This window comes from Pantoea sp. GbtcB22, from assembly GCF_019091025.1.
Lineage (GTDB): Bacteria > Pseudomonadota > Gammaproteobacteria > Enterobacterales > Enterobacteriaceae > Pantoea > Pantoea leporis.
The window spans coordinates 330,625-352,219 of sequence record NZ_JAGXKB010000001.1 but is presented as its reverse complement, the minus strand read 5'-3'; the positions used below and the strand labels follow the sequence as shown (position 1 = coordinate 352,219).

Below are 21,595 nucleotides of genomic sequence, written 5' to 3'. Positions count from 1 at the left end.
GCCCGGCGTTTTCATTTACAGCGGATCGACTTTTAAACAAGAGACCGCATGACGGAAGCTGCCTTCCAGCAGCGGCCGGGTTTTCGCGCACTCTGGTCCGGCAATCGGGCAACGGGTGCGGAACACGCATCCCGATGGCGGATTGATCGGCGATGGCAGCTCTCCTTCCAGCAGCTGGATTTGCTTGTTCTTCTCCAGGTCCGGATCGGGAATCGGCACCGCTGACATCAGCGCGCGGGTGTAAGGATGCTGCGGATTGTTATACACCGCATCGTAAGTACCCAGCTCAACCGCATGCCCGAGATACATCACCAGCACGCGATCGGAGATGTGTTTTACCACCGCCAAATCGTGCGCGATAAAGATCAGTGACAGCCCCATTTCTCGCTGCAATTGCTGCAACAGGTTAACGACCTGCGCCTGAATCGACACGTCCAGCGCCGATACCGGCTCATCGCAGATGATCAGCTTTGGCTCGAGAATCAGCGCACGCGCGATGCCAATACGCTGACACTGGCCGCCCGAGAACTCGTGCGGATAGCGGTTGATGAGGTTAGGTAACAACCCGACCTTCATCATCATGGTTTTCACCTTATCCTTCACTTGCTGGCCCGGCATCTTTGGGTAATAGGTGCGCAGCGGTTCCGCAATGATATCGCCAATGGTCATACGCGGATTGAGCGATGCCAGCGGATCCTGGAAGATCATCTGGATATCGCTGCGCGCCTGACGCCATTGCTCCTGGCTTTGCCCGAGCAGATCGCGTCCTAACCAGGCGACGCGCCCTTCTGTGGCTTTTACCAGGCCAATGATGGCACGGGCCAGCGTTGATTTACCGCAGCCTGACTCGCCTACCACGCCCAATGTTTCACCTTCGTACAAACGCAGACTGACGCCGTCGACCGCTTTCAGGGTATGCGGTGGCTGCCAGAACCACTGTTTGCCATCCTTAATCTCGAAGTGCACCTTAAGGTCGGCGATCTCCAGCAGGACTTTTTTCTCTTCGACTACGGTGCTCATACTAACTCCTCCACCGGCTTGAAGCAGGCACGTAAGCGCCCTTCAGCGAAAGGCTCCAGCGGCGGTGCCTTGGCACAAATGTCCATGGCGTAGGCGCAGCGAGGCTGGAACGGACAGCCTTGCGGCAGGCGCAGCAAATTTGGCGGGTTGCCTGGAATGGTGGTCAGCGACTCGCCCTCCTCAGCATCCAGACGCGGCACCGCACTCAGCAAGCCAATCGAGTATGGATGGGCAGGATGATAGAACACATCGCGTGCGCGTCCATATTCCATGGTACGACCGGCGTACATCACCAGCACTTTGTCACAGATACCCGCTACCACGCCGAGATCGTGGGTAATCATCACAATCGCGGTATTGAATTCGCGCTTCAGCTCATTCAGCAGCGTCATGATCTGCGCCTGTACGGTCACGTCGAGCGCCGTAGTCGGCTCATCGGCAATCAGCAGCTTCGGCCGACACAGCAGCGCCATCGCAATCATCACACGCTGACGCATACCGCCCGAGAACTCATGCGGAAACATCTTCATACGCTTACGCGCTTCCGGCATTTTCACCGCATCCAGCATGCGCACCGACTCTTCGAACGCCTGCGCGCTGTTCATGCCTTTATGCAGCTTCAGCACTTCCATTAACTGCTCGCCGACGCGCATGTAAGGGTTAAGCGACGTCATTGGATCCTGGAAGATCATCGCAATCTGCTCTGCGCGCAGTTTGTTGAGCTTGCTTTCCGGCAGATTGAGGATCTCTGCGCCGTTAAATTTCGCTGAACCGCCAATGCGCCCATTTTTTGCCAGCAGCCCCATCAAGGCAAACGCGGTTTGCGATTTCCCCGAGCCGGATTCGCCAACAATGCCCAGAGTTTCACCCGCATGCAGTGAAAAGTTGAGGTCGTTCACAGCGGTGACATCGCCATCGTGGGTGCTGAAGGTGACGCGCAGGTCTTTTACATCAAGCAGCAGGTTATTGTTTCCCGCACGTGCAGCCAGGGCTGGCTGAAATTCATGAATGGTCATCGGGAAACTCCTTAACGATCTTTCGGGTCGAGGGCATCACGCAAGCCATCGCCGATAAAGTTAAAACAGAACAGCGTGACCACGAGGAAACCTGCCGGGAACATCAGTAACCACGGCGACACTTCCATCGAGTTGGCGCCATCGCTTAGCAATGCGCCCCAACTGCTCAGCGGTTCCTGAGTTCCGAGGCCAAGGAAGCTGAGGAAAGATTCGAACAGTATCATGCTCGGCACCAGCAGCGAGGCATACACCACCACCACGCCTAATACGTTTGGCACAATGTGACGCAGCACGATTTTGAAGGTGCTCACACCGCCGACCTGCGCCGCTTCGATGAACTCTTTGCGCTTCAGGCCCAGCGTCTGCCCACGTACGATACGCGCCATATCCAGCCACGACACCATGCCGATCGCCACAAAGATCAGCAGAATGTTGCGACCAAAGAAGGTTACCAGCAGGATAACGAAGAACATGAACGGGAAGGAGTTGAGGATCTCCAGAATACGCATCATCACTGAGTCGGTTTTACCGCCCAGATAACCCGCCAGTGAGCCATACAGCGTGCCCACCAGCACCGCGATCAGCGCGGAGGCAATGCCCACCATCAGCGAGATACGGCCACCAATCGCAACGCGCACCAGCAGATCGCGACCCGATGAATCGGTGCCAAACCAGTGGCCGGAGACGGTATCCGGCGCGGCAGACATCATCGCCCAGTCGGTATCGTCATATTTGAACTGCGACAACATCGGGGCGAACACCACGAACAAAGTGATCACCAGCAGCACCAGCAGGCTGATGAAGGCTGCACGGTTGTGAATAAAGCGGCGACGCGCATCCTGCCAGAGGCTGCGCCCTTCGACTTCCAGTTTTTCACTGAAGGCATCCAGAGCTTCGCTGTTTTTCTTACTTAACATCATGGGCGAGCTCCACAATCAGTAACGGATTTTCGGATCGATCACGGCGTACAGCACATCAACGATCGCGTTAAACAGAATGGTCAGCACGCCAACCAGAATGGTCAGACTCATCACCAGCGAGTAGTCACGGTTCAACGCCCCGTTAACGAACAGCTGGCCGATGCCCGGCAAACCATAGATGGATTCAATCACCATGGAACCGGTGATGATGCCGACAAACGCCGGTCCCATATAGGAAAGCACCGGCAACATGGCAGGCTTCAGCGCGTGACGCAGCACGATACGACGCAGTGGCAGTCCTTTAGCGCGCGCGGTACGGATGAAGTTTGAATGCATCACTTCAATCATCGAACCACGGGTAATACGCGCGATGCTGGCGATGTAGGCCAGCGACAGCGCCACCATTGGCAGCAACATGTAATTCCATTGGCCGCCGTTCCAGCCGCCGCCTGGTAGCCAGCGTAAAGTAATCGCAAACACCAGCACCAGTAACGGTGCCACGACAAAGCTGGGGATCACCACGCCGGTCATCGCGACCCCCATCACGGCATAATCCCACAAACTGTTTTGCTTCAGGGCGGCGATCACGCCAGCCGTTACGCCCAGCACCACGGCGAGGAAGAAGGCAGCCAGACCAAGTTTGGCTGACACCGGGAAGGCGTGGCCGACCAGATAATTGACCGAGTAATCTTTGTATTTAAACGAAGGGCCAAAGTCGCCATGTGCCAACTGCACCAGGTAGCTCAGGTACTGCTTGCCAATGGGATCGTTGAGATGGTACTTCGCTTCGATATTCGCCATCACTTCCGGCGAGAGGACACGTTCGCCGGTAAATGGACTGCCGGGTGCCAGTCGCATCATAAAGAAAGAGATGGTGATGAGGATAAACAGCGTCGGGATGGCTTCAAGGAGCCGACGCAGGATGAATTTTAACATTGCCGTACCTACCAGGCTGTTGCTTCACAAAGTAAAAAGGCGGTGCCGCAGCACCGCCACTGTCGATAGCCTGAGTGCTATTAATGCTTAATGATATACAGGTTTTTATCGACGGTTTTATCCAGCGGATCGTTGCCGGTGTAACCGCCCACGTAAGGTTTCACCAAACGCGCATTGACGTAGTAGTAAACCGGTACGATGGTGCTGTCTTTATCCAGAATCTGCTCAGCTTTCTGATAATCCGCTACGCGCGCTTTATCGTCTGTGGCTTTCACCGCATCGTGAATAACTTTATCGAAGTCAGCGCTTTTGTAATGCGAGGTGTTACTGCTGCTGTCAGACAGCATGATGTTCAGGAATGAAGTCGGTTCGTTGTAATCCGCACACCATGCCGCACGAGAGACATCAAAGTTGCCCTGATGACGCGTGTCGAGGAAGGTTTTCCACTCCTGGTTTTCCAACTTGATGTTCACGCCGATGTTTTTCTTCCAGATAGAAGAGGCCGCGATCGCCAGTTTCTTGTGCAGATCGGAGGTGTTGTACAGCAGGTTGAAGGTCAGCGGTTTATCCGCGGTGTAACCCGCTTCAGCCAGCAGCTTTTTCGCTTCTTCGTTACGCTTGTTCTGATCCCACTTGAACCAATCCGGCGGCAGCAGTTCCATGCCATCGGTGGCTGGCGGGGTGAAGCTGTAAGCCGGTTGCTGACCTTGTGCCAGAACCTTGTTCACCATGATGTCGCGATCCAGACCGAGTTTCAGCGCGGTACGCACGCGTGGATCGGTGAATGGCGCTTTCTGGTTATTGATTTCGTAGTAATAGGTGCACAGGTATGGCTTGACCATCAACTCTTTGCCGTTGTCCCGCTGCAGTTTTTTGAACAGCTCGATAGGCATGTTGTTGTAAGTGATATCGCTGCCGTTCTCAGAGAAGTAACGGTTAACGTCGCTGACTTCGGAGTTAATTGGCAGGAAGGTGACTTTGTTCAGCACGGTGTGCTCGTTATCCCAATACTGCGGGTTACGCACCAGCGTTACGCGTTCGTTGATCACGTGCGATTCAAGTTTAAAGGCGCCGTTACCGACCCAGTTTTGCGGTTGAGTCCACTGATCGCCAAATTTGTCGATCGCCGGCTTATACACCGGAGACATCACGGAGTTGATCAGCAGTTTATAGAAGTACGGCACGGGCTCGCTCAGCGTCACTTCCAGCGTGTGATCGTCGATGGCTTTTACGCCCAGCTCGGAAGTTGGCTTTTTACCGGCGATGATGTCGTCAACATTGACGATGTGGCCGTATTGCGGATAGCTGGCATAAGGCGATGCGGTTTTCGGATCGACCAGGCGCTGCCAGCTATATACGAAATCTTGTGCAGTAACCGGCTCACCGTTGGACCATTTTGCGTTCTTGCGCAGGTGGAAAGTCCAGACTTTGAAATCTTTGTTTTCCCAGCTTTCTGCCACGCCCGGTACCGGTTTGCCATCGCTGTCGCTGGTGATTAAACCTTCATACAGGTCACGCGCGATGTTGTCTTCGGGTACACCTTCAATCTTGTGGGGATCCAGCGACTGTACTTCATCGCCGTTACCGCGAACCAGTTCCTGTTTTGCTGCCAATTCAACGCCTGCTGGCACTGTTGCTGCCAGCGCGGCATTCCCTGCCAGCGCGCCGATTGCGGCTGATACGCCCGCGGCAATCAGGCTTTTTTTTGTGATGTTGTTCATTATTACGCTCCAGTTTTATTATCTTTACCGGGTCGATTTAACGCCCGGCGTACCCCGTTTCCAGGTGATCTTCGCGTGTCTGAACGAAGACCCTAATCACCCTTCAGGGTTTACCACGGTAAAGTGTCGCCCGACTGTAGCGCCGGATCGGCCCATTACTCAATGTTTCTTTATGTAATAGTATTTCAACGCCAGCATGTCCTGCGGATCCTTGCCGGTAAAACCGCCCACCCAGGGTTTTACCAACCGCACGCTAACGCGGTAATAGACAGGTACGATTGGCGAGTCTTTATCGAGTTGCGCTTCCGCCTGCTGATAAAGCGAGGCGCGCTTTGCTTCGTCTGCGCTGGTTAATGTTTGCTTCATCAACTGGTCAAACGCCGGGCTGTGGTAAAACGCGGTGTTATTGGATGAACTGCTCAACAGCATATTCAGGAAGGTAGAAGGTTCGTTGTAATCTGCGCACCATGTGGCGCGCACCACGTCATACTGCGCCTGATGGCGCGTCTCCAGCAGCGTTTTCCACTCCTGGTTCTGCAATGTAACCACCGCCCCCAAATTTTTTTGCCACATCGAGGCCGCAGCAATCGCCTGTCGCTTGTTTTGTTCGGAGGTGTTGTACAGCAGCGTAAAACGCAGCGGGTTTTGCTGATTAAAGCCGGCATCGGCTAATAACTGTTTGGCGCTGGCATTACGCTCGGACTGCGTTTGTTGCGCCCAGGCCGGTGGGGAAAGCGTGATACCGTGGGTAAACGGCGGCGTCAATCCGTAGGCAGGAATCTGGCCCTGGCCCATGATCTTCTGCGCAATGATGTCGCGATCGAGGGTTAACTTTAGCGCGGCGCGTACGCGCGCGTCATCGAATGGCGCTTTTTTGTTATTAATTTCGTAATAGAAGGTGCACAGCAGTGGGCTAATTTTGACCTCATCGCCGAGATCCTGCTGTAACTTTTTGAACATTTCCGGCGGCACCACGCTGTTGGTCATATCGGTGCCACCGCTGCGATAGCGGTTGATATCGCTGTTCTCTGAGGAGAGCGGTAAAAATACGCCCTCTTCTATCACCGTGTGGGCATTATCCCAATACTGTGGATTGCGTTTCACCACGATTTTTTCATTTACCACCCACTCCGCGAGTGTAAAAGCGCCATTGCCAACATAGTGTTGCGGCTGTGTCCACTGCTCGCCCCACTGCTCTATCGCCGGACGATAGACCGGTTTCATCGCGCTGTGAGCCAGCATGGCAACAAAGTAGGGAACGGGTTCAGAAAGGGTGACTTGCAGATGACGATCGTCGAGGGCTTTAACGCCGAGTTCAGAGGGTGCGGCTTTGCCAGACAGAACGGCGTCAACGTTCGCCACATGCGCAGCCTGTAAGTAGCTGGCGTAAGGCGAAGCTGTTTTAGGATCGGCCAGGCGCTGCCAGCTGTAGACGAAATCCTGAGCAGTAACAGGCTGGCCGTTACTCCAGCGCGCATCGTCACGCAGCGTGAAAATCCAGATGCGCCCTTCTTCGCTTTGCCATTGCTTAGCGACACCGGGGACGAGTTGACCGTTATTATCGGTTTCAACCAGGCCTTCCAGTAAATTACGCATGACATTGGATTCCGGCACGCCTTCTGCTTTCTGCGGATCAAGCGTTGCCACCTCACTGCCATTATTAATCACGATACGCTGTAATTCAGATAATTGCGTGCCCGCGGGAATTTGGGCTGCCTGGCTTGCTGCCAGTGCGCCTGTAAGGCAGAGGGCAAGCACTGAACGTACTGCCGTTTTCGCTACCATGCATTTCATCAACAAATATCAACCTTAATCATAAGCCTGATAGCCTGTAAGCAAGAAGCGTACACATTTGTCACTATCATATAAAAAATTTGTGATGTGCCGAAAATTATCAGAACAGATGCCCGCACGCCAAAGCTAAACTGCAAAAATGTTAGCAGATTCTCTTTTATCACGTTCGGGTGAGTAGGAAAAGTGTTAATTCTTTTATTGAATTATCGATTAACCAAGTGATTTTAAAGTTATTTGTAGGATAACTGCATGTAATTTACTCGTTATTGTTCTTTCAATATGATTTTTACGAATTCGACTATAAAATTAGCCATTATCCGCATAAAGAGTCATCGAATAACTTATCAACTTTTCTCAAATGCTAATTTCAAAGATATGTGCAGAACAATTATCTGTGACGATTATCACAGTTTAGTGTGAGGTTTTACTCGGATGGGATGAGGATAGTAGTAAAAGTGATGCTGGACGTTTGCAGTTAAGGCTAATGAATAAATTAACCAAAATGGTGCAATAAAATGAAGATATGCACCATTTTGGATCGTGAAATCTCTTAAAAGAAAAAAATAACTTCGTTTAATTCAGCAAACCAGGAAAAATAGATTTCATACCTGTAACAATAAACTCGATGCCCAACGCCATTAACAACAAGCCCATAATACGGGTAATCACGTTAATCCCGGTTTGTCCAAGCACCCGCACCATCAACGGTGCTGCGCGGAACAGCAGCCAACAGCAAAAGGCGAAAATGGCAATCGCGATACTAAAACCAATTAAGTTCTGCCAGCTGTGATAACGCGTACTCCAGACAATGGTTGAACTAATTGCACCGGGACCAGCCATTAACGGTAACGCTAGCGGTACCACGCCAATGCTTTCGCGAATAGCGCTCTCTGACTTCTCCTGCTTGTTCTGCTTATCCTCACCCAGTTTTCCGCTGATCATCGACATCGCGATAGTGACCACCAGAATACCGCCAGCAATACGGAATGAATCTATCGAAATGCCAAACAGATGCAGGATGCCATCGCCAAGAAACAGTGACGTCCAGAGGATGATGGCCACGGCCAGGTTGGCGGTAAGATTGGTTTTATTACGTTCAACCACCGCCTGATAGCTGGTCATGCTGATAAAGACCGGGATGATACCTACCGGATTTACCAGGGCAAACAAACCGACAAAAAACTTAATGTAGCCGGAAAGATCGAGTAGCACGGGATTCAAAGTAGGCTCCGGTAAAGTCTGAGTAGAAAAGCGCGCTTAATGTAGTGCATAAGCCGGGCGAAAAACCAGAGGTGGCGGCAGAAATTTATGCTATCCGTCTGGCTTTGAGCCAGTTTTTTCAACTGCTGTTAACCGTTGGTTATTGCGATGCAGCCGATGCGTGCAGAATATGTGGCACATCGCGCTAACTTTATTTGCGAAAGTTAGTGCTGAAAGGTGTCAGCTTAGATCCGGATTGATCTGCATCAAAATTTACCTACCTCATCAGGGGTAATCTTACCCCGTCGAAACAACTTCCTGACGCTTAAGTATCTTGACCAGGAAACCCTTTTAGTAAGCAACGGCAAAACAGACGCCAACCTGCCCAATATATAAGCATAGCGTGACTATACTTCTGGATTCAGGCTTGTTTACTAAAAGAGTTTAACTTCCTTCAGGAGAGCACTATGGCCGTTACTAATGTTGCCGAACTTAATGCACTGGTTGAACGTGTAAAAAAGGCACAGCGTGAGTACGCTAATTTTAGTCAGGAACAAGTTGATGCAATCTTCCGCGCTGCCGCCCTCGCCGCTGCAGACGCACGAATTCCACTGGCCAAGCTGGCCGTTGCCGAATCAGGTATGGGTATTGTTGAAGATAAAGTCATCAAGAACCACTTTGCTTCTGAATACATCTATAACGCTTATAAAGATGAAAAAACCTGCGGTATTCTCGCCACTGATGACACCTTCGGCACGATTACTATTGCTGAACCGATTGGCCTGATCTGCGGCATCGTTCCTACCACCAACCCAACTTCTACGGCGATTTTCAAAGCACTGATCAGCCTGAAAACCCGTAACGGCATTATCTTCTCTCCGCATCCACGTGCGAAAGATGCCACTAACAAAGCCGCTGACATTGTGCTGCAGGCAGCGATTGCGGCGGGTGCGCCAAAAGATATCATCGGCTGGATCGACACCCCATCCGTCGAACTTTCTAATCAGTTAATGCATCACCCTGATATCAACCTGATCCTTGCAACCGGCGGTCCGGGCATGGTCAAAGCCGCTTACAGTTCCGGTAAGCCCGCAATTGGTGTTGGTGCCGGTAACACGCCAGTCGTAATTGATGAAACAGCGGATATCAAACGCGCTGTCGCATCCATCCTGATGTCGAAGACCTTCGATAACGGTGTGATTTGTGCGTCTGAGCAATCCGTAATTGTGGTTGATTCGGCTTATGATGCGGTACGTGAGCGTTTTGCCAGCCACGGCGGCTATCTGCTGCAAGGTAAAGAGCTTAAAGCGATTCAGGATATCATTCTGAAGAATGGCGCGTTGAATGCGGCGATTGTCGGCCAGCCAGCGACGAAGATTGCCGAATTGGCGGGAATTAGCGTGCCGGCAACCACCAAGATTCTGATTGGTGAAGTGAAACTGGTTGATGAATCAGAGCCTTTCGCGCATGAAAAACTCTCGCCAACCTTAGCGATGTACCGGGCGAAGGATTACCACGACGCGGTCGATAAAGCTGAAAAACTGGTAACCATGGGCGGTATTGGCCACACCTCATGTCTGTATACCGATCAGGATAATCAGATCGAGCGTGTGCATTACTTCGGCGACAAAATGAAGACCGCGCGTATTCTGATTAACACGCCGGCGTCACAAGGTGGTATCGGTGACCTGTACAACTTCAAATTGGCTCCATCACTGACGTTGGGCTGTGGTTCATGGGGCGGTAACTCCATTTCTGAGAACGTGGGACCAAAACATCTCATCAACAAGAAAACCGTGGCCAAGCGAGCTGAGAATATGTTGTGGCATAAACTTCCGAAGTCTATTTACTTCCGTCGCGGCTCACTGCCGATTGCTCTGGAAGAAGTGGCAACTGATGGTGCCAAACGCGCCTTTATCGTTACCGACCGCTTCCTGTTCAATAATGGCTATGCCGATCAGGTGACTCGCGTACTGAAATCTCACGGTATTGAAACCGAAGTCTTCTTCGAAGTAGAAGCTGACCCAACGCTGAGCATCGTCCGTAAAGGTGCAGAGCAGATGAACAGCTTTAAACCTGATGTGATTATCGCACTCGGCGGTGGTTCACCGATGGATGCAGCAAAAATCATGTGGGTGATGTACGAACATCCTGAGACGCATTTCGAAGAACTGGCACTGCGCTTTATGGACATCCGTAAACGCATCTATAAGTTCCCGAAAATGGGTGTTAAAGCGCGTATGGTGGCCATCACTACCACTTCCGGTACGGGTTCTGAAGTAACGCCGTTTGCCGTGGTGACGGACGATGCGACCGGCCAGAAATATCCATTAGCGGATTATGCGCTGACGCCAGATATGGCCATAGTTGATGCCAACCTGGTGATGGATATGCCGCGTTCACTTTGCGCCTTCGGTGGCCTCGATGCGGTAACGCACTCACTCGAAGCCTATGTCTCCGTATTAGCGAATGAGTATTCTGATGGCCAGGCCTTGCAAGCACTGAAACTGCTGAAAGAGAACCTGCCAGCCAGTTATCGCGATGGCGCAAAAAATCCGGTAGCACGTGAACGCGTTCACAATGCGGCAACTATCGCGGGGATTGCGTTCGCAAACGCCTTCCTGGGTGTGTGTCACTCAATGGCGCATAAACTGGGCTCTGAGTTCCACATTCCACACGGTCTGGCAAACGCCCTGCTGATTTCAAACGTCATTCGCTATAACGCCAATGACAACCCGACTAAGCAAACGGCTTTCAGCCAGTACGACCGCCCACAAGCACGTCGTCGTTATGCTGAGATTGCTGACCATCTGGGACTCTCCGCCGCTGGCGACCGCACCGCGCAGAAAATTGAAAAACTGCTCGCCTGGCTTGAAGAGATGAAAACGCAGTTGGGCATCCCAACCTCAATCCGCGAAGCGGGCGTGCAGGAAGCTGATTTCCTCGCGAAAGTGGACAAACTGGCTGAGGATGCATTCGATGACCAATGTACCGGTGCGAACCCACGCTATCCGCTGATTGCTGAGTTAAAACAAATCATGCTGGATACCTTCTACGGTCGTGAATTCTCTGAGTCATTGAGTGAGAATGCTCAAGAAGTTAAAGCCGAAGTGAAAATTGACAAGAAAACGAAAAAAGCCTAAACCGCTTTAAACAAAAAACCCGCTACGGCGGGTTTTTTTATGGCTTGCTGATGAGTTAAACCTGCGGCGATTGTGAGCCATATATCGCCTGAAGTGAACCCTCATCGATTGCCTGCTTATAGTGTTTACGACAGACCGATATATAACGCTCATTGCCACCAATCACCACCTGCTCACCTTCGCTGAAAGGTTTACCCTTAGCATCAAGACGAAGCACCATGCTGGCTTTTCTGCCACAGTGGCAGATGGTTTTAAGCTCAACCAGCTTATCCGCCCATGCCAGTAAATATTGGCTGCCAACAAACAGCTCTCCACGGAAATCGGTGCGCAGGCCATAGCAAAGCACCGGAATATCCAGATTGTCGACAACATCAGATAATGCTTTGACCTGTTCGCGCGTAAGGAACTGGCTTTCATCGACTAACACGCAATGCACGGGTTGCTTCGCATGTTCTGCAGCTATTTCCTCATCGAGCTTTGTCTCATCGTTATATAAAAATGCAGGAGACGAAAGCCCGATACGTGAACTGACTTTGCCTGCACCAAAGCGGTTGTCGATCTCGGCGGTATAAACCAACGATCGCATACCACGTTCATGATAATTATAAGAAGACTGTAGCAAAGCCGTTGATTTACCCGCATTCATCGCAGAGTAATAAAAATAAAGTTGAGCCATTAGAAAATCTCATCGCAGCCTATATCTGTTGCGGCGCAGTTTACCATAAACCTGTATAGCTGTAGCGATGCATTATTTTTATCATCTGTTCAAAATAACATCACCATTAAGATGGATATCACAGTCACTATAGAAAGAAAGCACGTTTTGACAAAATAGCGATTACGTCGATATTTTATTCATTTAAATTAAAGCCGAAGCGTCAGGTTTAGCGTTCAGCCTGGTCAGCAAGTTAGAAAAGATTACCAAATAAGTAAATATATTCTGAAGAGCGTTATCAATCTGCCCTTCTTTTTTATTTTTACGTTTTGCTTTTAAATCTGGCTATTGCAGTTATTTTTTTGCACCATTATTATGAGTCGGCAGAACAACTCCCATTTATTATATTTTGAGATTAGGACAATGAGCGAAGCACTTAAAATTCTTAATAATATCCGTACATTGCGCGCACAAGCTCGGGAATGCTCTCTGGAAACATTGGAAGAGATGCTAGAAAAACTCGAAGTTGTGGTCAATGAGCGTCGTGAAGATGATACTCATGCACAAGCGGAAAATGCAGAACGCACACGCAAACTCGAACAATACCGCGAGATGCTAATTGCCGATGGTATTGACCCAAATGATCTGTTACAGGCATTATCTGAAACGAAAGTTCCGGGCAAAGCTAAGCGCGCTGCGCGTCCAGCTAAATATTCTTACGTTGATGAAAACGGTGAAAACCGCACCTGGACTGGCCAGGGCCGCACTCCTGCTGTGATTAAAAAAGCAATTGAAGAACAAGGTAAACAACTGGACGATTTCCTACTGTAATCATTCCAGCGCTCAGCATTGTAATTAGTTCATCGCTAATTCACTTTGACCAGGTAAGAAAAAGGAAGCCAATGGCTTCCTTTTTTCATGCTTAATTATTGTTGATAGAAGCGGCGATACCAATCAACAAAATGCTGCACACCTTGCTCTACGCTAGTTTGAGGACGGAAATTGATCGCGTCGTACAAAGGTTGCGTGTCAGCGCTGGTGCCCAGTACGTCGCCAGGTTGCATGGGCAGCATATTTTTCTTCGCTTCAATGCCCAATGCTTTTTCCAGCGACTCAATATACGTCATTAAGCTGGTCGGCTGGCTATTACCAATGTTGTAAACGCGATAAGGAGCCGAGCTGCTGGCGGGAGAACCTGCTTCCACCGTCCACTTTTCATCCGGTTGAGGAATCACATCCTGCAAGCGCACGATTGCTTCAGCAATATCATCGATATACGTAAAGTCACGCGTCATTTGTCCGTTGTTATAGACGTCAATTTGCTCACCCGCTAACATCGCGCGTGTAAATTTGAATAATGCCATATCCGGACGGCCCCATGGGCCATACACGGTGAAGAAACGTAATCCCGTAGTGGGCAATTGATAAAGGTGTGAATAGGTATGCGACATCAATTCGTTGGCTTTTTTTGTGGCCGCATAAAGTGAAACCGGATGGTCAACGGAATCGTCCGTTGAAAAAGGCATTTTGCGATTCAGGCCATAAACTGAACTGGATGAGGCATACAAAAGGTGGCCGATTTTATGATGACGGCAACCTTCAAGAATATTGAGGTGGCCGATTAGATTTGCTTCGGCATAAGCATGGGGATTTTCGATTGAATAACGCACGCCGGCTTGAGCGCCCAAATGAATAACGCGTTCAAACGCATGCTCAGCGAATAAAGAGGAAATGGCCTGGCGATCCGCCAGGTCCATTTTTACGAAAATAAAATCAGGATGTTGGGTGTTCTGGTCTAAACGAGCCTGTTTAAGGCTGACATCATAATAGTCATTCAGGTTATCGATACCGACAACCTGGTGACCAGCGGCCAGCAAACGCTGACTGACGTGAAATCCAATAAAACCTGCCGCGCCGGTGACCAGAAACTTCATACATCCCTCATTATTCTACGATTTTAATTGACGCTCCGCGGCCGATTGCATAGTACGTGAAACCGCGCTTGCTGATACGCTCAGGATCATACAGGTTACGACCATCAAAAATCACGGGTTCTTTTAACGCACTTTTAATAACGTCAAAGTCTGGCGCACGGAAGTTTTGCCACTCAGTACAGATCACTAAGCCATCCGCACCCTGCAGCGCGGCTTCCTTAGTACCCATCAACTTCAGATCGTTACGATGTCCGTAAATGCGTTGCGCTTCGTCCATCGCTTCTGGGTCGAACGCCTGAACCGTTGCCCCGGCTTCCCACAGCGTCTCCATCAGAACGCGGCTGGAGGCTTCACGCATATCGTCAGTGTTCGGTTTGAACGCCAGTCCCCACAGAGCAAAGGTTTTGCCGCGCAAATCGTCGCCAAAATGGCGTTTGATAAATGTAGGCAGCTTGTTCTTCTGCGAGTCGTTAACGTCTTCAACCGCCTGCAGTAGACGCGGAGTGTAACCAATTGACTCAGCAGTACGAATCAGCGCCTGCACGTCTTTCGGGAAACAAGAACCGCCATAGCCGCAGCCAGGATAGATGAAGTGATAACCAATACGTGAATCTGAACCAATACCCTGGCGAACTTTCTCAACGTCGGCTCCCAGACGTTCTGCCAGGTTTGAGATCTCGTTCATGAAGCTAATTTTGGTTGCCAGCATGCAGTTAGCCGCATATTTGGTCAGCTCTGCACTACGAATGTCCATCAAAATCATACGATCATGATTACGGTTGAACGGCTCGTACAGCTCGCGTAGCAGCTCAACCACTTCATCATTATCGGTACCGACAACGATACGTTCAGGACGCATGCAGTCATTGACTGCCGCACCTTCTTTGAGGAATTCCGGGTTTGATACCACGTCAAAAGCGATGTTTGCATCACGCTTTTGCAGGGTTTCCGTCATTACCGCTCGCACGCGATCTGCGGTACCCACTGGTACAGTAGATTTGTCGATAACAACTTTGTGATCGTTCATGTGCTGCGCAATCGTGCGAGCAACGGCAGTCACATACTTCAGATCGGCAGAACCGTCTTCATCCGGTGGCGTACCCACGGCGATAAATTGCATCACGCCATGATTAACGCCTTCTTCCGCATTCGTACTGAACTTCAGGCGACCCGACTCGTAATTAGACATAACAAGCGGCGTCAGGCCTGGTTCAAAGATCGGAATATTGCCTTTCTTTAAGTTCTCGACTTTCTTTTCGTCGACATCAATGCAGAGAACGTCATGTCCGACTTCGGCCAACACCGCAGCCTGAACCAGACCGACATAGCCGATACCAAATACAGTGACTTTCATTGAATTATCCTGTGTTTATTGAGTTACTTTTTGTTGCCTACCGCGCCTTCAAGCCACTGGGTGAAATCTTTACCCAGCACTGGATGGCGAACGCCGTACTCAACAAACGCTTGCATGTAACCCAGTTTGTTACCGCAGTCATGGCTGACACCGTTCAGGTGATAAGCTTCAACGGTCTCTTTTTCCATCAGCATCGCAATGGAGTCAGTCAGCTGAACTTCGCCACCTGCACCTGGAGGCGTTTTCGCCAGCAGCGGCCAGATTTCAGCAGACAACACGTAACGTCCTACAACGGCCAGGTTTGATGGGGCTTCTGAAGCTTTAGGCTTCTCAACCACGCCAACCATTGGCGCGCTCTGACCTGCAGAGAGTTCAGCACCCTGGCAATCAACTACACCGTAAGCGGTTACATCAGCAACCGGCTCGACCATGATCTGGCTGCGGCCGCTCTCTTCGTAACGAGCCAGCATCTCTGCCAGGTTGTCTTTGGTTGGATCAGATTCGTATTCGTCGATGATTACGTCTGGCAGGATTACGGCGAACGGCTCATCACCAATCAGCGGATGTGCGCACATTACTGCGTGGCCCAGGCCTTTCGCGATCCCCTGACGAACCTGCATGATGGTGACGTGTGGAGGGCAGATTGACTGGATTTCGTCCAGCAGCTGACGCTTAACACGTTTTTCCAGCATAGATTCCAGCTCAAAACTGGTATCAAAGTGGTTTTCGATGGCGTTTTTAGAAGAGTGCGTAACCAGCACAATCTCGTTAATGCCTGCTGCAATGCACTCATTTACGACATACTGGATCAACGGCTTATCGACCAACGGTAACATCTCTTTTGGAATAGCTTTGGTCGCAGGCAGCATACGCGTGCCGAGGCCTGCAACTGGGATTACCGCTTTTTTAACTTTAGTCTTATAGGCAGACATCAAAAATACCTCTCTTAATAGGCCGTTCAAGTTAATACTTGATATGTCGGTTTAAAAACGAAATGAGTATATCAGTTACTATCAGGTGGAATTATCCTGGAAGAAGTTAATCCAAGGAATTTAGGACTATTACCCAAGTGTAAAGCTTGCTCCTGGTCCTGTCTTTAACCCACGGAAAAATTAAATCTAACCGGTTATTCTTCGGCTGAAAGCATCAAACGTAACCTGCCTCCGGCGCCCCAAATATGACACTGCCAGGCGTCGGCACGTTGGCTGATTTGATTAAGATGAGTGCTGCCCATAGTACCAAGCGGCACACCATTACTGAGTTGGATTTGATGAGTATTGACATGCAACGTCGCGTTGAGCCCTGCTGAAACCAGGATTAGGTTTTTTAACTGGCGATGATAATAGCCCACCAGCAACGGGAACTGCCCGCTTAGATTCGCCTGCCTTAACAGCATGTTGACCTGACGCAGCAGCCCATTTAACTCAGGCAGTCGCTGCTTCTGGCCGGAGAGCTGCTCCTGCAGCAAACCATTAAATAGTGCGCGCAGTAACAGCGCGGCTAACACGCCATTATCGCCAGCGCGCGTTACATCAAGGCAATAGAATGCCAAATCGTTATCTGACAGCGCCGCGATATCCAGTACTAAGCCCGGCTGTTCCGCCATGGTGAGCTGACGGTAATTGATACGACAATTGGCAATGGTTTGCTGCACCGGCGGCTGGAGCTGTTTGAGTAATTTAGATGCCGCCAGCGGATCGCTGACCAGCGCATCCCAATCCTGAAACAGTTGTTCATCCTCCTCGACTTTGGAGGTAAACATGGATGGATAGAGACACTCAAACACCGCTTCACGGAAACGTTCCATATTTTTGAGCGGTTTTAGCAATACGTCCTGCACGCCCAAACGCAACACATGCGCGATGTCCGCCATATTTTGTGTGGCGGAGATAATCAGAATGGGCACATTGTTGCCGCGCGTGCGAAGACGTTCAACGAACGGGATACCGCCCATACGCGGCATTTCAAGGTCGCAAATAACCAGATCCACTGACTGCGCCGACAACAAGGTTAAGCCATCAACACCATCACCTGCCTCAAGCGTTGTTGCACCTAAGCTGGTTAATAAATTGTCTATCAATGAACGGAAAACGACCTCATCTTCGACAATGAGTATCTTTTTGCCGATTAGCGGTTTTTCCATTCTCTCCCCCTGCGTACCAGATAATTCAATAGTGGTTCATAAAATGCCGTTGCGCCTTTCAGAATTGGCTGAAGTCGCAACACCTGTGAATGAACAACCTGACTATCTGCCACGGACCAGCGGTAATAGTTCATCCATTTTTTTCTCAACGGCGGCCTTGCCAGCCGCAATGGCTTCTTCTGCACGATGGAAGTCCAGTGTGGAAATTTGTGGACAAAACGGCTGAATCAGCACATCCGGCGGATCGCCCGCCATGCGGTTACGTTTCAGGCGATTTTCCAGAACCTGGATTGATGTCGACATAATCTCCATCGCACCCGGCGTTTGATTAGCACGGCGATGCGTCAGGCCAATCAGGCGTTGACGCAGTTTCTTTCCCCAGCTCAGCGCTTCTACTGCCGCCGCTTCTTCACCGCTCTGCGGCGTAACTGACAATAAATCCTGTTGCATCAGATGTGCGTCATGCTGTAAATCCACGGCGATAACGATGTCAGCACCCAATGCGCGGGTTAATGAGATCGGCACGGGATTCACCACCGCGCCATCCACCAACCAGTATCCATTGTAAGCAATGGGTGGCAATAAGCCTGGCATACTACAGGACGCACGCACAGCTTGATGCAAATCGCCTTCGGTCAACCACACTTCTCGTCCGGTACTGAGATTGGTCGCGACGACGCCAAATGGCTTATCGCACTCATCGATGAGGTCGTTGGGAATCAGCTGGCGGATGTGGCTAAACACCCGGTCGCCGCGCAATAAACCACCGCGCTGCCACGACAGGTCCATTAATCGAATGACATCCCAATAACGGAATGCACTCACCCACTTCTCCATCACGCCCAGCCGTCCATTCACGTAAGCCGAACCGACCAACGCGCCAACAGAACATCCGGCCACCACATCGATTTCAATCCCTGCGCGTTCCAGCGCATTGATCACGCCGATGTGGGACCAACCTTTGGCAGCACCTGAACCCAGTGCCAGCCCAATCCTGACCTTTCTCATCTCACCTCATGATTGGCATGGTACGTAGCATCACGCCTGACAGTCGGCTACCATAGCGCACGCTTAAATTTACTTTAATCACTTCCAGGAGATGACGTGTCTGAAAAGTGCCCTTGCTGCAGCGGAAAGGAGTATAGCGTATGTTGCCAACCCTTTCTGAATGGCCAAGCGAACCCGTCCAGCGCGGAACAATTAATGCGCTCACGTTACACCGCTTACGTCGTGAAAGATGCCGCGTGGCTGGCGAAAACCTGGCACTCCAGTAAACGCGTGGCCGACCTTGAGACGTTATTATCCGAAAGTTTTGCCGGTACTGAATGGCTGGGCTTGAATGTAACTCGTTGTAATCATGGAAGCCACGAGAATGAAGCCTTCGTGACGTTTTTTGCGCGTTACCTCGAAAAAGGCCGCACTTCAGCCATCTATGAATGTTCGCGCTTTCTTCGCGAGGATCAACGCTGGTACTATGTCGACGGAACAACGCCTGAGTTGGGACGTAACGATCGCTGTCCTTGTGGCGCCGATAAAAAATACAAAAAATGTTGTGGGTAATCTGGACAGATACACAACGGCTTTACCATTCATCGCTTTGACAGGACTCTGATCGAGATGCAAGCGCAAACCATCCAACGAAAAGTTTTACGAACCATTTGCCCTGATGCGAAAGGTTTGATCGCCAAGATCACCAACATTTGCTACAAGCACGAACTCAACATTGTGCAGAACAATGAGTTTGTCGATCACCGCACCGGACGCTTTTTCATGCGCACCGAGCTGGAAGGCATTTTCAACGACAATACCTTGCTGGCCGATCTCGATAGCGCGCTACCCGTCGGTTCAGTGCGTGAACTGCAAAGTGCCGGTCGTCGCCGTGTCGTGATTCTGGTGACCAAAGAGGCGCATTGCCTGGGCGATCTGCTAATGAAAAGCGCTTTTGGCGGTCTGGATATGGAGATTGCTGCAGTCATCGGTAACCACGAAACGCTGCGTTCACTGGTTGAACGTTTCGATATTCCGTTTGTGATGGTGAGCCACGAAGGCCACACGCGTGAAGAGCACGACAACCGCATGGCGGATGAAATTGACCGTTATCAGCCTGATTACGTGGTGCTGGCAAAATATATGCGCGTGTTGACGCCCGCCTTTGTGCAACGTTATCCAAACCAGATCATCAATATTCACCACTCCTTCTTGCCGGCGTTCATTGGCGCGCGTCCGTATCATCAGGCTTATGAGCGCGGCGTGAAAATCATCGGCGCTACCGCGCACTACGTGAACGATAACCTCGATGAAGGTCCAATTATCATGCAGGACGTGATCAACGTCGATCATAGCTACACCGCAGAAGAGATGATGCGTGCAGGACGAGATGTTGAGAAGAATGTGCTGAGCCGCGCGCTGTATAAAGTGTTAGGCCAGCGCGTGTTCGTTTACGGCAACCGCACGATCATTCTTTAACCACTTCGGCGCTGAACTGCACAACTCTTCAGCGCCACGCATAAAAAGTGGGCAAACAGTTTTTATTTTCAGTGACGGCGCTTTACAGGCTGAGCGCATTTGTTATGATGCGCCCCGCTTAAGACGCAATGATTCAGGCCAGTGGTGGGATTCCCGAGCGGCCAAAGGGAGCAGACTGTAAATCTGCCGTCACAGACTTCGAAGGTTCGAATCCTTCTCCCACCACCATCTGAATCGTCTCTGCCTGAAGCCACAATATGTCATATCCCCGGTGGGATTCCCGAGCGGCCAAAGGGAGCAGACTGTAAATCTGCCGTCACAGACTTCGAAGGTTCGAATCCTTCTCCCACCACCATCAATACCATTCTCCTGTTTTTCCCACTTGTTTTAATCGTTGTAACCTCCTGTTTCACACCATGACTTTTGCCCAAAAACTCGTTACCATCGCGCCATACTTTTGCGGATAAAAATGGCAGCGAAATGAAATTTGTCTCTTTCAACATCAACGGCTTGCGTGCGCGTCCTCATCAATTAGCCGCGCTGGTTGAACAGCATCAACCCGATGTCATCGGCTTGCAGGAAACCAAAGTGCATGACGATATGTTTCCGCTCGAAGACGTCAGCAAACTGGGTTATCACGTGTTTTATCATGGACAGAAAGGTCATTACGGCGTCGCGCTGCTGACCAAAGCTGAGCCTGTCAACGTCTACCGTGGTTTCCCTGGCGATGAGGAAGATGCACAGCGTCGTTTGATCATGGCGGAAATCCCGAGTCCGATTGGTGATATCACGGTGATCAACGGTTATTTTCCGCAGGGTGAAAGCCGCGACCATCCCACCAAGTTCCCGGCGAAAGAGAAGTTTTATCGCGATCTGCAAAGCTATCTTGAGCAACAGCTAGCCGTGGATAAACCGGTATTGATCATGGGCGACATGAACATCAGCAGCACCGATTTTGACATCGGCATTGGTGAAGACAATCGTAAACGCTGGCTGCGTACCGGAAAATGCTCGTTCCTGCCTGAGGAGCGCGAGTGGATGGATCGCTTGCTAAAGTGGGGTTTAGTAGATACCTGGCGCGCTAAGTTCCCGGAAACCAACGATCGTTTCTCATGGTTTGACTACCGTTCGAAAGGCTTTGACGACAACCGTGGTCTGCGCATTGATCTGCTGCTGGCAAGCCAACCGCTTGCCTCGCGCTGCATTGAGAGTGGCATCGATTACGATATCCGCAGCATGGAAAAACCGTCGGATCACGCCCCGGTTTGGTCGACATTTAAGCTGTGATGAAGC

General features: G+C 50.7%; 18 protein-coding genes and 2 tRNA genes. 7 read left to right on the top strand and 13 right to left on the bottom strand.

Translation table 11 applies throughout. From position 1 onward, the window contains the following. Positions 1–15 precede the first annotated feature (15 nt). The 7 genes from oppF to KVT28_RS01640 form a co-directional block, all read right to left on the bottom strand. Positions 16–1,020 carry a murein tripeptide/oligopeptide ABC transporter ATP binding protein OppF gene (gene oppF / locus KVT28_RS01670; protein WP_101764250.1) on the bottom strand — a complete coding sequence of 335 codons (1,005 nt, stop codon included), beginning with the start codon at positions 1,018–1,020 and terminating at the stop codon, positions 16–18. Further along, the gene (locus KVT28_RS01665) at positions 1,017–2,036 is read right to left on the bottom strand and encodes an ABC transporter ATP-binding protein (protein ID WP_101764249.1); all 1,020 of its coding nucleotides are present in this window, start codon (positions 2,034–2,036) and stop codon (positions 1,017–1,019) included. Before KVT28_RS01665 ends, oppF begins: the two co-directional genes overlap by 4 nt. An 11-nt stretch (positions 2,037–2,047) precedes the next feature. Further along, positions 2,048–2,956 (bottom strand): oligopeptide ABC transporter permease OppC, encoded by a 909-nt coding sequence (gene oppC, locus KVT28_RS01660; RefSeq protein ID WP_101764248.1) that lies wholly within the window; start codon positions 2,954–2,956, stop codon positions 2,048–2,050. A 15-nt stretch (positions 2,957–2,971) separates the two neighbouring features. Then, positions 2,972–3,892 carry an oligopeptide ABC transporter permease OppB gene (gene oppB, locus KVT28_RS01655; protein ID WP_007892378.1) on the bottom strand — a complete coding sequence of 307 codons (921 nt, stop codon included), beginning with the start codon at positions 3,890–3,892 and terminating at the stop codon, positions 2,972–2,974. Between the two features lie 80 nt (positions 3,893–3,972). Next, a complete protein-coding gene (gene oppA / locus KVT28_RS01650) occupies positions 3,973–5,613 on the bottom strand; it encodes an oligopeptide ABC transporter substrate-binding protein OppA (RefSeq protein ID WP_101764247.1) in 1,641 nt (546 codons plus the stop codon). Between the two features lie 159 nt (positions 5,614–5,772). Next, positions 5,773–7,407: an ABC transporter substrate-binding protein gene (locus KVT28_RS01645; RefSeq protein ID WP_101764246.1), complete on the bottom strand. Its 1,635-nt coding sequence runs from the start codon at positions 7,405–7,407 to the stop codon at positions 5,773–5,775. A gap of 573 nt (positions 7,408–7,980) precedes the next feature. Beyond that, positions 7,981–8,628 carry a YchE family NAAT transporter gene (locus tag KVT28_RS01640; protein WP_008106584.1) on the bottom strand — a complete coding sequence of 216 codons (648 nt, stop codon included), beginning with the start codon at positions 8,626–8,628 and terminating at the stop codon, positions 7,981–7,983. Between the two features lie 446 nt (positions 8,629–9,074). On the opposite strand from KVT28_RS01640, the gene adhE reads away from it, so the two are divergent. Further along, positions 9,075–11,750, top strand: coding sequence for a bifunctional acetaldehyde-CoA/alcohol dehydrogenase (adhE, locus tag KVT28_RS01635; RefSeq protein ID WP_101764245.1), 2,676 nt, complete (start codon positions 9,075–9,077; stop codon positions 11,748–11,750). A 55-nt stretch (positions 11,751–11,805) separates the two neighbouring features. Here the strand turns inward: adhE and tdk are convergent, their stop codons facing one another. Continuing rightward, positions 11,806–12,426: a thymidine kinase gene (gene tdk, locus KVT28_RS01630; protein WP_101764244.1), complete on the bottom strand. Its 621-nt coding sequence runs from the start codon at positions 12,424–12,426 to the stop codon at positions 11,806–11,808. A 402-nt stretch (positions 12,427–12,828) separates the two neighbouring features. Here tdk and hns point away from each other — a divergent pair, with 402 nt between their 5' ends. Next, positions 12,829–13,236, top strand: coding sequence for a histone-like nucleoid-structuring protein H-NS (gene hns / locus KVT28_RS01625; protein WP_101764243.1), 408 nt, complete (start codon positions 12,829–12,831; stop codon positions 13,234–13,236). 95 nt (positions 13,237–13,331) lie between these two features. Here hns and KVT28_RS01620 read toward each other — a convergent pair whose 3' ends face one another. The 5 genes from KVT28_RS01620 to rssA form a co-directional block, all read right to left on the bottom strand. Beyond that, the gene (locus tag KVT28_RS01620) at positions 13,332–14,339 is read right to left on the bottom strand and encodes an NAD-dependent epimerase (RefSeq protein WP_101764242.1); all 1,008 of its coding nucleotides are present in this window, start codon (positions 14,337–14,339) and stop codon (positions 13,332–13,334) included. A 10-nt stretch (positions 14,340–14,349) separates the two neighbouring features. Next, positions 14,350–15,693: a UDP-glucose/GDP-mannose dehydrogenase family protein gene (locus tag KVT28_RS01615; protein WP_137385896.1), complete on the bottom strand. Its 1,344-nt coding sequence runs from the start codon at positions 15,691–15,693 to the stop codon at positions 14,350–14,352. Positions 15,694–15,716: 23 nt separating this feature from the next. Further along, positions 15,717–16,625: a UTP--glucose-1-phosphate uridylyltransferase GalU gene (gene galU / locus KVT28_RS01610; RefSeq protein WP_101764240.1), complete on the bottom strand. Its 909-nt coding sequence runs from the start codon at positions 16,623–16,625 to the stop codon at positions 15,717–15,719. 194 nt (positions 16,626–16,819) lie between these two features. Beyond that, a complete protein-coding gene (gene rssB / locus KVT28_RS01605) occupies positions 16,820–17,836 on the bottom strand; it encodes a two-component system response regulator RssB (protein WP_101764239.1) in 1,017 nt (338 codons plus the stop codon). 102 nt (positions 17,837–17,938) lie between these two features. Continuing rightward, on the bottom strand, positions 17,939–18,844 hold the full coding sequence (gene rssA, locus KVT28_RS01600) for a patatin-like phospholipase RssA (protein WP_101764238.1): 906 nt from the start codon (positions 18,842–18,844) through the stop codon (positions 17,939–17,941). 96 nt (positions 18,845–18,940) lie between these two features. Here rssA and KVT28_RS01595 point away from each other — a divergent pair, with 96 nt between their 5' ends. The 5 genes from KVT28_RS01595 (at position 18,941) to xthA (ending at position 21,589) form a co-directional block, all read left to right on the top strand. Continuing rightward, entirely contained in the window at positions 18,941–19,396 is a 456-nt protein-coding gene (locus KVT28_RS01595) for a YchJ family metal-binding protein (protein ID WP_101764237.1), read from the top strand. 57 nt (positions 19,397–19,453) lie between these two features. Further along, a complete protein-coding gene (gene purU, locus KVT28_RS01590) occupies positions 19,454–20,302 on the top strand; it encodes a formyltetrahydrofolate deformylase (protein WP_101764236.1) in 849 nt (282 codons plus the stop codon). Between the two features lie 143 nt (positions 20,303–20,445). Further along, positions 20,446–20,530 (top strand) — tRNA-Tyr (locus tag KVT28_RS01585). A gap of 42 nt (positions 20,531–20,572) precedes the next feature. Next, positions 20,573–20,657 (top strand) — tRNA-Tyr (locus KVT28_RS01580). A gap of 125 nt (positions 20,658–20,782) precedes the next feature. Further along, positions 20,783–21,589, top strand: a complete 807-nt coding sequence (gene xthA, locus KVT28_RS01575; protein WP_110866265.1) for an exodeoxyribonuclease III — start codon at positions 20,783–20,785, stop codon at positions 21,587–21,589. Positions 21,590–21,595 lie beyond the last annotated feature (6 nt).

Excerpts from the sequence above, each read along its gene's own strand:
- oppF (WP_101764250.1), bottom strand. The coding sequence starts at position 1,020 with ATGAGCACCGTAGTCGAAGAGAAAAAAGTCCTGCTGGAGATCGCCGAC.
- KVT28_RS01665 (WP_101764249.1), bottom strand. The coding sequence starts at position 2,036 with ATGACCATTCATGAATTTCAGCCAGCCCTGGCTGCACGTGCGGGAAAC.
- oppC (WP_101764248.1), bottom strand. The coding sequence starts at position 2,956 with ATGATGTTAAGTAAGAAAAACAGCGAAGCTCTGGATGCCTTCAGTGAA.
- oppB (WP_007892378.1), bottom strand. The coding sequence starts at position 3,892 with ATGTTAAAATTCATCCTGCGTCGGCTCCTTGAAGCCATCCCGACGCTG.
- oppA (WP_101764247.1), bottom strand. The coding sequence starts at position 5,613 with ATGAACAACATCACAAAAAAAAGCCTGATTGCCGCGGGCGTATCAGCC.
- KVT28_RS01645 (WP_101764246.1), bottom strand. The coding sequence starts at position 7,407 with ATGAAATGCATGGTAGCGAAAACGGCAGTACGTTCAGTGCTTGCCCTC.
- adhE (WP_101764245.1), top strand. The coding sequence starts at position 9,075 with ATGGCCGTTACTAATGTTGCCGAACTTAATGCACTGGTTGAACGTGTA.
- tdk (WP_101764244.1), bottom strand. The coding sequence starts at position 12,426 with ATGGCTCAACTTTATTTTTATTACTCTGCGATGAATGCGGGTAAATCA.
- hns (WP_101764243.1), top strand. The coding sequence starts at position 12,829 with ATGAGCGAAGCACTTAAAATTCTTAATAATATCCGTACATTGCGCGCA.
- KVT28_RS01620 (WP_101764242.1), bottom strand. The coding sequence starts at position 14,339 with ATGAAGTTTCTGGTCACCGGCGCGGCAGGTTTTATTGGATTTCACGTC.
- KVT28_RS01615 (WP_137385896.1), bottom strand. The coding sequence starts at position 15,693 with ATGAAAGTCACTGTATTTGGTATCGGCTATGTCGGTCTGGTTCAGGCT.
- galU (WP_101764240.1), bottom strand. The coding sequence starts at position 16,625 with ATGTCTGCCTATAAGACTAAAGTTAAAAAAGCGGTAATCCCAGTTGCA.
- rssB (WP_101764239.1), bottom strand. The coding sequence starts at position 17,836 with ATGGAAAAACCGCTAATCGGCAAAAAGATACTCATTGTCGAAGATGAG.
- rssA (WP_101764238.1), bottom strand. The coding sequence starts at position 18,844 with ATGAGAAAGGTCAGGATTGGGCTGGCACTGGGTTCAGGTGCTGCCAAA.
- purU (WP_101764236.1), top strand. The coding sequence starts at position 19,454 with ATGCAAGCGCAAACCATCCAACGAAAAGTTTTACGAACCATTTGCCCT.
- xthA (WP_110866265.1), top strand. The coding sequence starts at position 20,783 with ATGAAATTTGTCTCTTTCAACATCAACGGCTTGCGTGCGCGTCCTCAT.